Raw genomic sequence first — 12,686 nt, 5'->3', positions numbered from 1 at the left:
CAGCCGCCAGGATGGGGCCATGACCGCGATGCAGCCCGAGCCCCTGGTCGTCGGCCTCGACAACGGCGGGACGACCAACAACGCGACCGTCCTCGCCGGCGGCCGGTTCCTGGTGGACGCGATGGTGGAGAGCCCCAGCCGGGTGCAGGAGGGGCCCGAGGCGGCGGTGGCGGCGCTGGCCGCGGCGTACGAGCAGATCCTCGCCCTGACCCGGGTCGACCCCGGCCGGGTGGCCGCGGTCGGCCTGGACACGCCGGGGCCGGCGAGCGCCGCCGGGGTGATCTCCGAGCGCGGTTCGACGAACTTCGTCCACCCGGCGTGGCGCGGGTACGACGTGCGCAGCGAGCTGGAGAAGCGGCTCGGGGTGCCGGTGGTGTACCAGAACGACGGCAACGCCGCGGCGCTGTACGCGCACCGGCACCACCTGGGCGCGCACGCCGACGGCGGCACCTCGGTGTCGGTGATCGTCGGGACCGGGCTGGGCGGCGGGCTGGTCGTCAACGGGCGGGTGCTGACCGGCGCGGCCGGGATGGCCGGCGAGCTGGGGCACGTGCCGATCCCGCTGGACGGGCTGCTGGAGCCGGGCCAGCCGGTCCCGGTCTGCCAGTGCGGCACGGCCGGCGACGCCGAGAGCGTCGCCTCGCTGACCGCGATCGAGAAGCACCTGCTGCCGTACTGGCTGGAGCGGCACCCCGAGCACCGGCTCGCCGGCGAGGCGCCGCGGACCGCGGCCCGGCAGGTGCGCGGGCTGGCCGAGCAGGGCGACGGGCTGGCGCTGCGGATCTTCGAGCAGCAGGCGGCGGCGATCGGCCGGCTGCTGACGATCGTGGCGAACGTGATCGACCCGGACGTGTACCTGCTCGGCGGCGGCGTGGTCGAGGCGGCGCCGACGTTCCGGGACTGGTTCCTGGACCGGGTCCGGGAGCACACGACGCTGCGGGCGGAGCAGCGGGCGGTGTCGACGTTCGCGCTGGTCCCGGACCTGGACATGGCCGGGGCGCGCGGGGCGGCGCTGGCCGCGGCGGCGGCCGTGCCGGGCGGCGGCCGGCACGAGGCCCCGACGGGCCCGTTCCCGGGCTGACCGGGGCCGCACCACCCGACCGGGCGACGGGGCCGGGCCGGTCGGGCGACGGGGCGGGCGGGTCAGGCGCTCTCGCGGTTCTCCAGGCCGACGGCGGCGCGCAGCTCCTCCTGGTCGCGGGTCAGCGAGCCGCGCGGGTGCACCTCGGCGCGGTCGGCCATCAGGTCGGCCAGGGCGTCGGCGATCGCGTTCAGCTTGTGCTGCACCGCCTCGTCGGCCCGGCGCTGGGTGTTCTGTAGCAGCGCCACCAGCAGGAACGTGACGATCGTCGTCGCGGTGTTGATGATGAGCTGCCAGGTGTCCAGGTCGCCGAGGAGGAAGTACGACGGCGCCCAGACCAGGACGAGCAGGACGCACGAGGCGAAGAACGTGGCCCGCGACGCGAACCGGGACACGCCAGTGGCGCACCGGTCGAAGAACGACAATCGGCCGTCGATCGCGGTGGGCATCACCGCGTCGCGCTGTCCACTGGGTACGGTCCGGGCGTCGCGCTGCCGGGCCACCATGCCGCCTCCTCGTCCGCTACCGACCCGCGCGGTGCGGGGGTTGGCGCGTCCTTACCCGATCCCGGACACCGTTACGCATCGATTCCCCGCCCCGGGTGGCGGAGCCGCCCGGGGCTCAGCGATGATCCGGCGATGACACCCCGCTGGAGCAAGCTGCGGCCCGCGCTGGTCGTATCCACCCTGATCGTCGCTGTTGCCGCGAGCGGCTGCACCAAGAAGGAGGCCGGCACCACCACCGACGCCGGGGTCAACCTGGTCACGTCCGGCAAGCTCACCACCTGCACGCACCTGCCGTACGAGCCGTTCCAGTTCAAGGACGCCAGCGGCAAGGTGGTCGGCTTCGACGTCGAGCTGATCGACATCGTGGCGCAGAAGGTCGGCGCCACCCAGGAGATCAAGGACATGCCGTTCGAGGGCATCAAGTCCGGCCAGGCGCTCAACTCGGGCCAATGCGACGTGGCCGCCGCGGGCATGACGATCACCGCGGAGCGGCAGCAGGTGCTCGACTTCTCCGAGCCGTACTTCAACGCCACCCAGGCGATGCTCGTCCGGTCCGGCGCCCCGCACCAGTCGCTCGAGGACCTCAAGGGCAAGAAGGTGGGCGTCCAGGCGACCACGACCGGCGCCGACTACACCGAGAAGCAGAACAAGGACGGCAAGCTCGGCCTGGAGATCGTCGCGTACAAGGACCTGGCCGCGCTCCAGCAGGCGCTCGCCACCAACCAGGTCGAGGCCGCCGTCAACGACATGCCCGTGCTCGCCCTGCAGGTGAAGAAGGAGCCGGCCAAGTACAAGATCGGCGCGACCTTCGACACCGGCGAGAAGTACGGCTTCGCGGTCAAGAAGGGCGGCAACCCCGAGCTGCTCAAGACCATCAACAAGGTGCTGCTCGACGCGCGCACCGACGGCACGTACGACAAGGTCTACCAGAAGTGGATCGCGACGAGTTGAGCGCGACCGGTACCGCGCCGCCGGCCGCGGCGCCCCCGGCGCCCCCGCGGCGCCGGCTCGGCCGGCGGCAGCGCCAGCGGCTCGTCCGGCTCGCCGGGTACGCCGTGTTCGCCGCCGCGGCGGCGGCGATCGGGTTCGGCGCGGACTGGGCCCGGCTGCGCGCCGCGTTCGCCCGGACCGACATCGCCGCCTCGATGTTCCCCGAGATCATCACGGTGGCGCTGGTCAACACCCTGCTGTTCACGGTCCTGGCGTTCGCCTTCGGACTGCTGGCCGGGATGGCACTGGCGCTGATGCGGCTGTCGTCGATCCTGCCGTACCGCTGGTTCGCCACCGCCTACATCGAACTGTTCCGCGGCCTGCCCGCCCTGCTGGTGCTGTTCATGGTCGGCTTCGGCGTGCCGCTGGCCTTCCCGGACCTGCAGATCGCCGGCGGCGTGTACGGCTCGGTGGCGCTCGGCCTCGGCCTGTGCGCGGCGGCGTACATGGCCGAGACGCTGCGGGCCGGCATCCAGGCCGTGCCGCGCGGGCAGTTGGAGGCCGCCCGGTCGCTGGGCATGTCGCACGCCCGGGCGATGGTGTCGATCGTGCTGCCGCAGGCGCTGCGGATCGTCATCCCGCCGCTGACCAACGAGTTCATCATGCTGACCAAGGACACCTCGCTGGCGTACGTCCTCGGGGTGACCGCCACGAGCATCGAGGTGACCAAGTTCGCCGGCGACGCGCTGAACACCCGGGTCAACGCCACGCCCCTGGTGGTGGCCGGGTTCATGTACCTGTTGATCACGCTGCCGCTGTCGCAGCTCGTCCAGCGCCTCGAACGCCGCGGCGCGGGGAGGCGGTGACATGTCCGGGCACGTGAGCACCGCGGCGGCGCCGGCGATCGAGGTGCGCGGGCTGCGCAAGTCGTTCGGCGCGCTGGACGTCCTCACCGGCGTCGACCTGGCCGTCGCCCGCGGCGAGGTGGTCTGCGTGATCGGGCCGTCCGGGTCGGGCAAGTCGACGCTGCTGCGCTGCGTGAACCTGCTGGAGGAGCCGACCGGCGGCACCGTCCGGGTGGCCGGCGTCGAGGTCACCGACCCCGACTGCGACCTCGACGGGGTGCGCCGGCGGATCGGCATGGTGTTCCAGCAGTTCAACCTGTTCGGGCACCTGACGGTCCTGCAGAACGTGACGATCGCCCAGCGGCGGGTGCTGCGCCGGCCGCGCCGGGAGGCCGAGGCGGTCGCCCGGGCCAACCTGGAGCGGGTGGGCCTGGCCGACAAGGCGGCGGCGTACCCGGCGCAGCTCTCCGGCGGGCAGCAGCAGCGGGCGGCCATCGCCCGGTCGCTGGCGATGAGCCCCGAGCTGATGCTGTTCGACGAGCCGACCAGCGCGCTCGACCCGGAGCTGGTGGGCGAGGTGCTGGGGGTCATGCGGTCGCTGGCCGCCGAGGGCATGACGATGATGGTCGTCACGCACGAGATGGGCTTCGCCCGCGAGGTGGCCGACCGGGTGGCGTTCATGGACGGCGGCACGATCGTCGAGTCCGGGCCGCCGGACGGGGTGCTGGGCGACCCGAAGCAGTCCCGGACCAGGGAGTTCCTCCGCCGCGTCCTGGAGCACTGACCCCCCGGCGCACCGGCGTCCGGGCACCGGCCGGCAGCGGCCGCGCAGCCACCGGCCCGGCCGGCGTCGGCCCCCTCGACGCCGACCGGGCCGGTTTCATCGGGCCGTCGGGCCGGGCCGCCGGACGGGTCCCGGCCGGGGTGGCGCGGTCAGGGCAGGAGGGTGGCCGGGCGGCCGCCGAGCAGGGCGATCGCCGCGCGCAGCTCCCGGCTGTAGTGCGAGACCCGGGTGTACCGGCCCGGCGAGTTCGCCACCGCGCACCGGTACCCGCGGCTGGTGATCCCCACCTGCACCCAGCCGGCGCTGACCCGCTTGAGCAGCGGCCCGCCCGAGTCGCCGGTGCAGGTGTCGATGCCGCCCCGGTCCCAGTCGCCGGCGCACATCTCCACCGTCGAGGTGGCGCCGCAGCGCACGTCCGGGACGTGCGGCAGGTCGACCTCGCGCAGGTACTGCTCGCCCCGCTCGGCCTCGAACGACGTCTTGCCGTACCCGAGCGCCCGGAACGTCGGGCCGCTGTCGTGCGCGTCGGTGGCCGGCAGCAGCGGGTACGCCGGCAGCGGCACCGGCTCGCTCAGCCGGGCCACCGCCCAGTCGCCGCGGCCGGGGCCGGCGCCGAGCAGGTACCCGGCGCCGGTGCGGCGCAGCCCGGCCGGCTCGGCGGCCCGCCAGTCGACCCGGCCGACGAACGCCTCCACGCTCGCCGCCCCGGCGAGGCAGTGCTGGGCGGTCAGCACGATGTCCGGCGACAGCAGGGTGCCGCCGCAGACGGCGTACGCGCCCTCGCCCAGCGGCACCCGGATGCGGGCCATCCACGGGTACGCGCCGTCGGTCGCCGTCCGGCCGCCGACGATGTGCAGCCGCGGGGCCGGGCCGGTGCCGGTGGGGCCGGCGGCGGCCGCGGCCGCCGGCGCGGCGAGGGCGGCGGGGAGGGCGAGCGCGGCGGCGGCCAGCGCGCGGAGGGGGCGGGGCATGGATTCTCCTCGGGTGCGACGGCGTCGCCCGCATTGTGAACCGGCCCCGCGGGCGGCGGGGCGCGGTGCGGCGGTGTCGCGCGAGGTTCCACCCGCCCCCCGCGCGCGGCGCGGCGGCGGGGAGGACGGATCGTGGGGCCCGCGGCTGCGTTGGCCGGGCCCCCGCGGGACCCCACGATCCGTGGCTGGGGGAGGTCGCCGGCGGCCGGGGCGCGCCGGTGGGCGTCGATGCCGGCCGGCGGGTGGCGCGGGCGCGGCGGGTTCGGGTGGGACGGCGGCGGACTCCGGGGTGGTGGAGGCGGTACCCGTCCGGGCCGACCCGGAAAACCGGGTGCGGGCGGGGTCAGGCCATTTTGCCCCTACGGATCGGCGTTTGTCGATAGTCCCGGCGGTACGGGCGCACCGGCGACCCGGGCCGGGGCCGCGGGTCGCCGGTGTCGGGACGGGGTTCAGGCCCCGGCGGGCGAATCGCCCTCCTCGGCCGGGGCCACCCCGCCCAGCTCCTTGATCGCGGCCTTCACCGGGCCGAGCAGGGCGCTGAGCTGCGCGTAGTGGCCGGGCTCGTTGGGCTTGGCGCAGCCCTTGCCCCAGCTCGTCACGCCGACCAGCACCCACTTGCTGCCGCTCCTGACCGCGAGCGGGCCGCCCGAGTCGCCCTGGCAGGTGTCCTTGCCGCCCTTCTCCAGGTCGCCGGCGCAGACCTCGACCCGAGCGGCCGGGCCGCACTTGCTGTCCGGGACGAGCGGGACCTCGACCTGCATGAGCGTCTCGCTGGTCTTGCCGCCCTCGGACGTGGCGCCCCAGCCCATGACCATGAACTTGGGCTCCTTGTCCTTGCCGGCGTCGGCGGGCAGCGCGGCGAAGGCCGGGGCCTTGTACTCGCTGTCCAGCCGGATCACGGCCCAGTCGCCCTTCTCGGGGCCGGGCCCGGCCTTGAACTTGGTGCCGGTGCGCTGGACGCCGTCCTTGAACCTGACCTTGCCGATGCTGGCGGTGACCTTGGTCGCGCCCTCCAGGCAGTGGGCGGCGGTCAGGATGATGTCGGGCGAGATCAGCGAGCCGCCGCAGACGAAGGTGCCGCCGGCGGTCTGGACGGCCAGGTGGGACATCCAGGGGTAGGCGCCCTCGGCGGCGGGCTTGCCGCCGACGATGCCCTGCGGGTCGTCGGTTGATCCGGGCGGGTCCCCGGTGGCGTGCGCGCCGGGCGCGGCGGGGAATTCCGGGAGGGGGCTGGCGTGTGCGTTGGCGGCCACCAGAGCGAGGGTCACACCGGTGGCGAGCGCGCCGAGCGCGCCCACGGTACGACGATTCACAACAGACTCCATACGGGACGATACAGACGACGCCGCGAAGCGCTGTGAACGTTCGCGCGACTTCTTTTTCGTACCCCGTCATCCTGGCCCAATCAATCCGTCATTGTCGATAGCTCATCCCATCTGAGCTGCGAAAACATTCGGATAGCCGGATCAGTGGCGCACTTTTCGGACACCGCCCGCCCGGGCCGCGCCTGTCGATGGATACGGAAAACCCCGCCGCGCGGGTCAGCGCGGCGGGGTTTTCGTACGGAGGTTCAGCCGAGCGGGTTCGCCGCGCACGGCGACATGCCCGGCCCGGCGCCGGGGTTCACGTCGGCCCACGCCGGCCAGGCGCGGGTGTCCGGCTGGGGCAGCCAGCCCTGCGCGGTGGCGGCGTACTGCCAGCGCGGGCCGTCCTTCAGGTACGTGCCCAGCGCCTCGATCAGCCGGTCGATGTCGCTGGCCGGCGAGCCGACGCCGAAGCTGGCCCGCAGCGCCCCCTCCCGGCCGAAGCCGAGCCGGGCGAACAGCGGGTGCGCGCAGAACCGGCCGGTCCGCACGCCGATGCCGTGCTCGGCGGACAGGTACGCGGCCACCCTCGCCGGGTCGTGGCCGTCCAGGGTGAAGGTGGCCAGGCCGATCACGTCGGGGGCGTCCTCCCAGATCCGGACGATCCGCGCGCCGAGGTCGGCCAGCCCGGCCATCAGCCGGCCGCGCAGCGCCAGTTCCTGCGCCTCCATCGCGCCCGCGGGCAGGGCGCCGAGCGCGGTCGCCGCGGCGCCCATCGCCACCGCGCCGAGCACGTTCGGCGAGCCGGCCTCGTGCCGGGACGGCCCGGTGGTCCAGGTGATCGCGTCGGGGGTGACGTCGCGGACCGCGCCGCCGCCGTACAGGAACGGCTCGGCCGCGTCCAGCCAGTCCCGGCGGCCGACCAGCGCCCCGGCGCCGAACGGCGCGTACAGCTTGTGGCCGGCGAACGCCAGGTAGTCGACGCCGGTGGCGGCCAGGTCGATCGGCCGGTGCGGGGCGAGCTGGGCGGCGTCGACCAGCACCCGGGCGCCGTGGCCGTGGGCCAGCGCGACCACGTCGCGCAGCGGGGTGACCTCGCCGGAGACGTTGGACGCGCCGGTGATCGCCACCAGGGCGGCCGGGCGCTCGGCCAGCGCGGCGGCGAGCCGCTCGAGGGTCTCGGCGAGCGTGTCGGCCCCCTCGACGCAGCGGTGCGCGCGGGTGCGCCAGGGCAGCAGGTTGGCGTGGTGCTCGACGTCGAGGAACACCACCTCGCCGTCGGCCGGGACCGCGCGGGCGGCCAGGTTGAGGGCGTCGGTGGTACAGCGGGTGAAGATCACCGCGTCGTCCGGCCGGGCGCCGACGAACCCGGCGACCGCCGTGCGGGCCGCCTCGAACAGCGACGTGGTGACCTGGGACGCGTACCCGGCCCCGCGGTGCACGCTCGCGTAGTACGGCAGCACCGTGTTGAGCCGGTCGGCCACCGACTGCAGCGCGGGGGCGCTGGCGGCGTAGTCCAGGTTCGCGTACGGCACCGTGCCGCCGGTGACCACGGGCACCGGCATCCCGCCGCCGACGACCGGCAGCAGCGGCGCGCCGACCCCGTCCGGGACCACGGGATCCTCCATCGCGACCGAATTCTTCATCGCGGCGGGATCCTCCATATCGACAGCCATCCACACACCATACCGACGCCGCCGTGAACCGGGAATCGGCCGCCGGGAAACGGCAAGCCGGCCGCGGGGCGGCGGGGAGGGAGCCGTCGATCCCTACCCCGCCGCGCCCGCGGCCGCCGTCCGCGCGCGGACGAGGGGGCGTCCGCGCGCGGGGTCCATTCAGTGCCCGACCCGGAATGTCCCGATCAGGTCGGTGACCCGGGCGGCCCGCTCGGCCAGCTCGGTCGCGGCCCGGCGGGTGCCGCCGATGCCGTCGCTGGTGTCCCGGGCCGCGCCGGCGATGTTCGTGACGTTCTCGGCGATGGCCGAGGCGCCGGTGGCCGCGTCGGCGACGCTGCGGCTGATCTCGTTGGTCGTGGCGGTCTGCTCCTCGACCGCCGCGGCGATCGTCTGCTGGAACGTGTTGACCCGGTCGATCACGGCCGCGATCGCGGCGATGGCGGCGCTGGCGTTGCCGGCCCCGCCGCGGACGGCGTCGATCCGGGCGGCGATGTCGCCGGTCGCCCGCGCGGTCTCCTGCGCCAGGTCCTTGACCTCGGCGGCGACGACGGCGAAGCCCTTGCCGGCGGCGCCCGCCCGGGCGGCCTCGATGGTCGCGTTCAGGGCGAGCAGATTCGTCTGCTCGGCGATCGTGGTGATCACCTTCAGGACCGCGCCGATCTCGGCCGAGGCGACGTCGAGCTGCTGGATGATCTCGCCGGCCCGGTGCGCCTCGGCGACGGCCTCGCCGGCCACGCCGGCGGCCAGGCTGGCGTTCTCGGCGATCTCCCGGATCGACGCGGTCATCTCCTCCGCGCCGGCGGCGAGCGTCTGCACGGTGGCCGAGACCTCCTCGGTGGAGGCGGCCACGAGGTCGGACTGGGTGGCCGACTCGGCGGCCGCGCCGGCGATCTGCTCGCTGGTCGAGGACAGGTCGCCCGCGCTGGCGGACACGGTCCGGGCGTGCTCGCCGACCTCGGTCAGCGTGTCCCGGGTGCGGGCGTTGGCCCGGTCCAGCGCGGCGGCCATCTCGCCGATCTCGTCCCGGCTGGTCAGCCCGGCCGAGCGGGTCAGGTCGCCCTCGGCCATCGCGGACAGCACGCCGGAGACCCGGCGCAGCGGCGGCACGATGCTGCGCTGGAGCAGGACGGCCCCGGCCGCGGCGAGCAGGACGGCGAGCGCGGAGACGACCACGATCAGCACCCGGCTGGTCCGGCCGTCCCGGTCCGCGGCGTCCCGGGCGTCGGTGGCGTGCCGCTGGGTCAGGGTCGCGGCGCCGTCGGCGGCGGTGGCCATGCCGCGGTACTGCTCGATGGCCGTGGTCAGCACGAGCCGGTCGGCCTCCGCGGCGGCGGCCGGGGTGCCGGCGCGGTAGCCGGCGACCACCCGGACGTCGGTGGCCATGAAGGCGTCGTACGCGGCGGCCAGGGCGTCCAGCTTCGCCCGGATGTCGGCGGCGTGCACCTGCCCGGCGATGTCGGCCAGGCTGGCCCGCATCCGGTCGGCGACGGCGAGGAAGTTGCGCCGGGAGTCGGTGGTGTCGGCCGCGGCGGCGGGGCCGGTCCGGGCCACGTCGAAGGCGTACGCGGTCTGCCAGCCGTTGAGGTCGGCGGCGTCGTACTTGAGGTCGTCGACGGCGGCGGCCGCGCGGAACTTGTCCGCCACGTCGTCGGCCGAGTCGCGGCCGCTGAGGGAGACCAGGAGGCCGATCGCGGTCACGATCAGCAGCAGTGACAGCGTCGCGCAGGCGTTGAGCACGAGCTTGGTCGCGATGTGCAGGTTCCGGATCCGTCCCATGCCGGCTGGTTCGGCAGTACGGCGGGCGAGTTGAGGCTACCGGCGGGTAGGCGGGGCGGGAATCAGGCTGTCGGAGCCGGCCGGCGGGGCGCCCTCGACCAGCCGGGACAGCACGATCGCGCTGCGGGTGGAGGTGACGAACGGCTCCCCGCGCAGCCGCTGGAGCACCTGCTCCAGGTGGGTGATGTCGGCCGCCCGCAGGTGGACCAGGGCGTCCGCCTCGCCGGAGACGGTGTAGGCGTGCACGACCTCCGGGTGCCGGCCGACGGCGGCGGCGATCTGCCCCCGGGTGGTCCGGCCGGAGCAGTACAGCTCCACGAACGCCTCGGTCCCCCAGCCCACGGCGTCGGGGTCGACGACAGCGGTGAAGCCGCGCAGCACGCCGGCCGCCCGGAGCCGGTCGACCCGGCGCTTCACGGCCGGCGCGGACAGGGCCACCCGGCTCCCGACGTCGGCGTACGAAGCGCGCCCGTTCGCCATGAGAGCCGCAATGATCCGCTGGTCAATGCTGTCAAGACGCAACGATTCGCTCACAGGAAGCAAGATTACCCGCTGTTTGTACAGCCCCCGGATCCATACGCTTGGTGACCGTACCGTCAAGGGACACGAACCGACGACGGGTGGTATCGGCGCAGGTCAGAGCGGGGTCGCCCCGGGGCGGAGGACGGAATGGAACGAGTCGCGCGGCAACGGAGCTACCTGCTGTGCCCACCGACGTTCTTCACGGTCGAGTACGTGATCAATCCCTGGATGGACCCGGCGGTCGCGGTCGATACCGCCCGCGCCGTCGCCGAGTGGACCGTGCTCCGCGACACCCTGGCCGGGCTGGGCCACGAGGTCGCCGAGCTGGCCCCGGAGCCGGGCCTGCCGGACATGGTGTTCGCCGCCAACGGCGCCTTCGTCGTCGACGGCGTGGCGTACGGCGCGCAGTTCAAGTACCCGCAGCGGGCCGCCGAGGCCAAGTCGCACCAGACCTTCTACGAGAACAGCGGCTGGCGGTTCGTCGCCCCGACCGTGGTGAACGAGGGCGAGGGCGACTTCGCGTACCTGCCGGACGCCCACGGCGGGCTGATCCTCGCCGCCTTCGGCTTCCGCACCGAGACCGACGCCCACGGCGAGGCCCAGGAGGCGCTCGGCCGCCCGGTGATCAGCCTCAAGCTGGTCGACCCGCACTTCTACCACCTGGACACCGCGCTGGCCTCGCTGGACGACGGCAACATCGTCTACTACCCCGACGCCTTCTCCGGGCCGTCGCAGAAGGTGCTCCGCCAGCTCTTCCCGGACGGCGTCGTGGCCCGCCGGGAGGACGCGATGGCGTTCGGCCTCAACCTGGTCAGCGACGGCCGCAACGTCGTGCTCAACACCGAGTGCGGCGGGCTGGCCGACACGCTGGCCGCGGCCGGGTACACGCCAGTGCCGGTCGACCTCGGCGAGCTGAAGAAGGGCGGCGGCAGCGTCAAGTGCTGCGTCGCCGAGCTGCGCCGCTGACGCCGCCGCGCGCCCGGCCGGCCCGGGCGCGCGGCGGGCTCAGCCCAGGGTGGCCAGCTCGCGGGTGACCACGTTGGACGTGACCTGGCCGTCGGCCCGGACCTCGCGCAGGTACCACTTCTGCTGCGGCGTCCGGGACTGGTTGAACTGCCACACCCCGCGCGGGCTGTCCACCTGGCCGACCCGGCCCAGGTTCAGGTTGATGTTCTGCGCGCTCAGGTCGTCGCGGGCCAGCAGGATCGCCCGGTCCAGCACCGCCGCGGCGTCGTAGGCCGCCATCGCGTACGTCGTGGGCGAGGCGCCGTGCGCCTTCCGGTACGCCGAGGCGAAGATCCGGTTGGCCGCGTGCGGCAGGTCGGCGGAGTAGTTCAGCGCGGTCGCGATGCCCAGCCCGGCCTGGCCGGACTCGGCGATCCCGGTGCCCTCGGTGAGGAAGCCCGGGCCGTACAGGCCGGCGCCGAGCCCGGCGGCCCGGAAGGCGCGGACGAACTCCACCGCCGCCGGCCCGGTCAGCGCGCAGAACACCGCCGCCGGGCGGCGGTCGCGCAGCCGCTCGACCAGCTCCGCGTACGCGCCGCGGCGCGGGTTGGTCGCCGTGCCGGCGAACACCGGCTCGCGGTCCAGCCGCCCGTCGGTGCCGAAGCCGTCCCGGAAGCCGTCCAGGACGTCCTGCCCGGCGGGCAGGTCGGGCAGGACCATGGCGACCCGGCCGGGGACGTTCTCGGCCATGTACCGGCCCATCGCGATGCCGGGGTCGGTGCCGACATAGGACGTACGCCAGATGAAGATCTCGCCCTGGAGGCTCGCCGGCGAGCCGTTGACGCCGATCAGCGGCACCCGCGCGGTCCGGATCGGATCGCGCAGCGCGCTCAGCACCTCGGGCGCGGCGACGCCGGCCACCGCGGACACCTTCTTGTCCAGCAGCGCCGCCAGCCCGGCCCGGCCGCTGTCCGGTGTGTCCCCCTCGTCGGCGGTCTCCACCCGGACCCGGTGGCCGCCGAGGGTGTTGCCGTGCTGGTTCAGGTACAGGTCGAAGCCGCGCCGCATGTCGTCGCCGATGGCCTTGTTCGCGCCGCCGGCCGGCAGCAGCAGGCCGATCGGGACCACCCGGTCGCTGACGGCGGCGTCGTCGTCGCCGTCCTCGGGCGTGCCGGCACAGCCGGCGAGCGCACCGATCACGGCCACGCCGACAAGCAGCCGCAGGGCTCGCCGACGGTTGTTCTGCGCCACGGGGTCCTCCCAGTCTCCGTGCCCGTTCCCGCCCCGGGGCGCCCGCATGTGCGCGCCCGCGACCCGTCGTCAACAGGCCCCGGCGGGCGGCACGT

Annotated in this window: 12 protein-coding genes; 5 read left to right on the top strand and 7 right to left on the bottom strand. The window is 74.7% G+C overall.

What is annotated here, in order from left to right; genetic code table 11:
* Positions 1 to 43 precede the first annotated feature (43 nt).
* Positions 44 to 1,081, top strand: a complete 1,038-nt coding sequence (locus IEY94_RS21805; protein WP_189172178.1) for an ROK family protein — start codon at positions 44 to 46, stop codon at positions 1,079 to 1,081.
* A 62-nt stretch (positions 1,082 to 1,143) separates the two neighbouring features.
* Here the strand turns inward: IEY94_RS21805 and IEY94_RS21800 are convergent, their stop codons facing one another.
* Positions 1,144 to 1,587 (bottom strand): low affinity iron permease family protein, encoded by a 444-nt coding sequence (locus IEY94_RS21800; RefSeq protein ID WP_229784340.1) that lies wholly within the window; start codon positions 1,585 to 1,587, stop codon positions 1,144 to 1,146.
* Positions 1,588 to 1,719: 132 nt separating this feature from the next.
* On the opposite strand from IEY94_RS21800, the gene IEY94_RS21795 reads away from it, so the two are divergent.
* Genes IEY94_RS21795 through IEY94_RS21785 form a run of 3 tightly spaced genes read left to right on the top strand, consistent with a single transcriptional unit; the run spans position 1,720 to position 4,146 of the window.
* Complete coding sequence (locus tag IEY94_RS21795; protein ID WP_189172112.1) at positions 1,720 to 2,538, top strand: ABC transporter substrate-binding protein; 819 nt, start codon at positions 1,720 to 1,722, stop codon at positions 2,536 to 2,538.
* A complete protein-coding gene (locus tag IEY94_RS21790) occupies positions 2,520 to 3,383 on the top strand; it encodes an amino acid ABC transporter permease (RefSeq protein ID WP_229784339.1) in 864 nt (287 codons plus the stop codon). Before IEY94_RS21795 ends, IEY94_RS21790 begins: the two co-directional genes overlap by 19 nt.
* A gap of 1 nt (position 3,384) precedes the next feature.
* Positions 3,385 to 4,146 (top strand): amino acid ABC transporter ATP-binding protein, encoded by a 762-nt coding sequence (locus tag IEY94_RS21785; protein WP_189172111.1) that lies wholly within the window; start codon positions 3,385 to 3,387, stop codon positions 4,144 to 4,146.
* A 149-nt stretch (positions 4,147 to 4,295) separates the two neighbouring features.
* Here the strand turns inward: IEY94_RS21785 and IEY94_RS21780 are convergent, their stop codons facing one another.
* The 5 genes from IEY94_RS21780 to IEY94_RS21760 form a co-directional block, all read right to left on the bottom strand.
* Complete coding sequence (locus tag IEY94_RS21780) at positions 4,296 to 5,117, bottom strand: S1 family peptidase (protein ID WP_189172110.1); 822 nt, start codon at positions 5,115 to 5,117, stop codon at positions 4,296 to 4,298.
* A gap of 449 nt (positions 5,118 to 5,566) precedes the next feature.
* The gene (locus IEY94_RS21775) at positions 5,567 to 6,430 is read right to left on the bottom strand and encodes a serine protease (protein WP_189172109.1); all 864 of its coding nucleotides are present in this window, start codon (positions 6,428 to 6,430) and stop codon (positions 5,567 to 5,569) included.
* A gap of 257 nt (positions 6,431 to 6,687) precedes the next feature.
* Complete coding sequence (locus tag IEY94_RS21770; protein WP_373291355.1) at positions 6,688 to 7,986, bottom strand: aminotransferase class V-fold PLP-dependent enzyme; 1,299 nt, start codon at positions 7,984 to 7,986, stop codon at positions 6,688 to 6,690.
* Between the two features lie 270 nt (positions 7,987 to 8,256).
* The gene (locus IEY94_RS21765; protein ID WP_189172108.1) at positions 8,257 to 9,873 is read right to left on the bottom strand and encodes a methyl-accepting chemotaxis protein; all 1,617 of its coding nucleotides are present in this window, start codon (positions 9,871 to 9,873) and stop codon (positions 8,257 to 8,259) included.
* A gap of 36 nt (positions 9,874 to 9,909) precedes the next feature.
* Positions 9,910 to 10,395, bottom strand: coding sequence for an Lrp/AsnC family transcriptional regulator (locus IEY94_RS21760; RefSeq protein ID WP_189172175.1), 486 nt, complete (start codon positions 10,393 to 10,395; stop codon positions 9,910 to 9,912).
* A gap of 147 nt (positions 10,396 to 10,542) precedes the next feature.
* Between IEY94_RS21760 and ddaH the strand changes: the two genes are divergently transcribed.
* Positions 10,543 to 11,361 carry a dimethylargininase gene (gene ddaH / locus IEY94_RS21755; protein ID WP_189172107.1) on the top strand — a complete coding sequence of 273 codons (819 nt, stop codon included), beginning with the start codon at positions 10,543 to 10,545 and terminating at the stop codon, positions 11,359 to 11,361.
* A 39-nt stretch (positions 11,362 to 11,400) separates the two neighbouring features.
* Here the strand turns inward: ddaH and IEY94_RS21750 are convergent, their stop codons facing one another.
* Positions 11,401 to 12,546 carry an ABC transporter substrate-binding protein gene (locus IEY94_RS21750; RefSeq protein WP_229784337.1) on the bottom strand — a complete coding sequence of 382 codons (1,146 nt, stop codon included), beginning with the start codon at positions 12,544 to 12,546 and terminating at the stop codon, positions 11,401 to 11,403.
* Positions 12,547 to 12,686 lie beyond the last annotated feature (140 nt).

It is taken from the genome of Pilimelia anulata, from assembly GCF_014647895.1.
Lineage (GTDB): Bacteria > Actinomycetota > Actinomycetes > Mycobacteriales > Micromonosporaceae > Pilimelia > Pilimelia anulata.
This window is presented reverse-complemented; position numbering and strand designations above follow the sequence as displayed.

What these genes read in the sequence shown, in the direction of transcription:
- ddaH (WP_189172107.1), top strand. Translation starts at nt 10,543, where the DNA reads ATGGAACGAGTCGCGCGGCAACGGAGCTACCTGCTGTGCCCACCGACG.
- IEY94_RS21785 (WP_189172111.1), top strand. Translation starts at nt 3,385, where the DNA reads ATGTCCGGGCACGTGAGCACCGCGGCGGCGCCGGCGATCGAGGTGCGC.
- IEY94_RS21765 (WP_189172108.1), bottom strand. Translation starts at nt 9,873, where the DNA reads ATGGGACGGATCCGGAACCTGCACATCGCGACCAAGCTCGTGCTCAAC.
- IEY94_RS21780 (WP_189172110.1), bottom strand. Translation starts at nt 5,117, where the DNA reads ATGCCCCGCCCCCTCCGCGCGCTGGCCGCCGCCGCGCTCGCCCTCCCC.
- IEY94_RS21795 (WP_189172112.1), top strand. Translation starts at nt 1,720, where the DNA reads ATGACACCCCGCTGGAGCAAGCTGCGGCCCGCGCTGGTCGTATCCACC.
- IEY94_RS21770 (WP_373291355.1), bottom strand. Translation starts at nt 7,986, where the DNA reads ATGCCGGTGCCCGTGGTCACCGGCGGCACGGTGCCGTACGCGAACCTG.
- IEY94_RS21800 (WP_229784340.1), bottom strand. Translation starts at nt 1,587, where the DNA reads ATGGTGGCCCGGCAGCGCGACGCCCGGACCGTACCCAGTGGACAGCGC.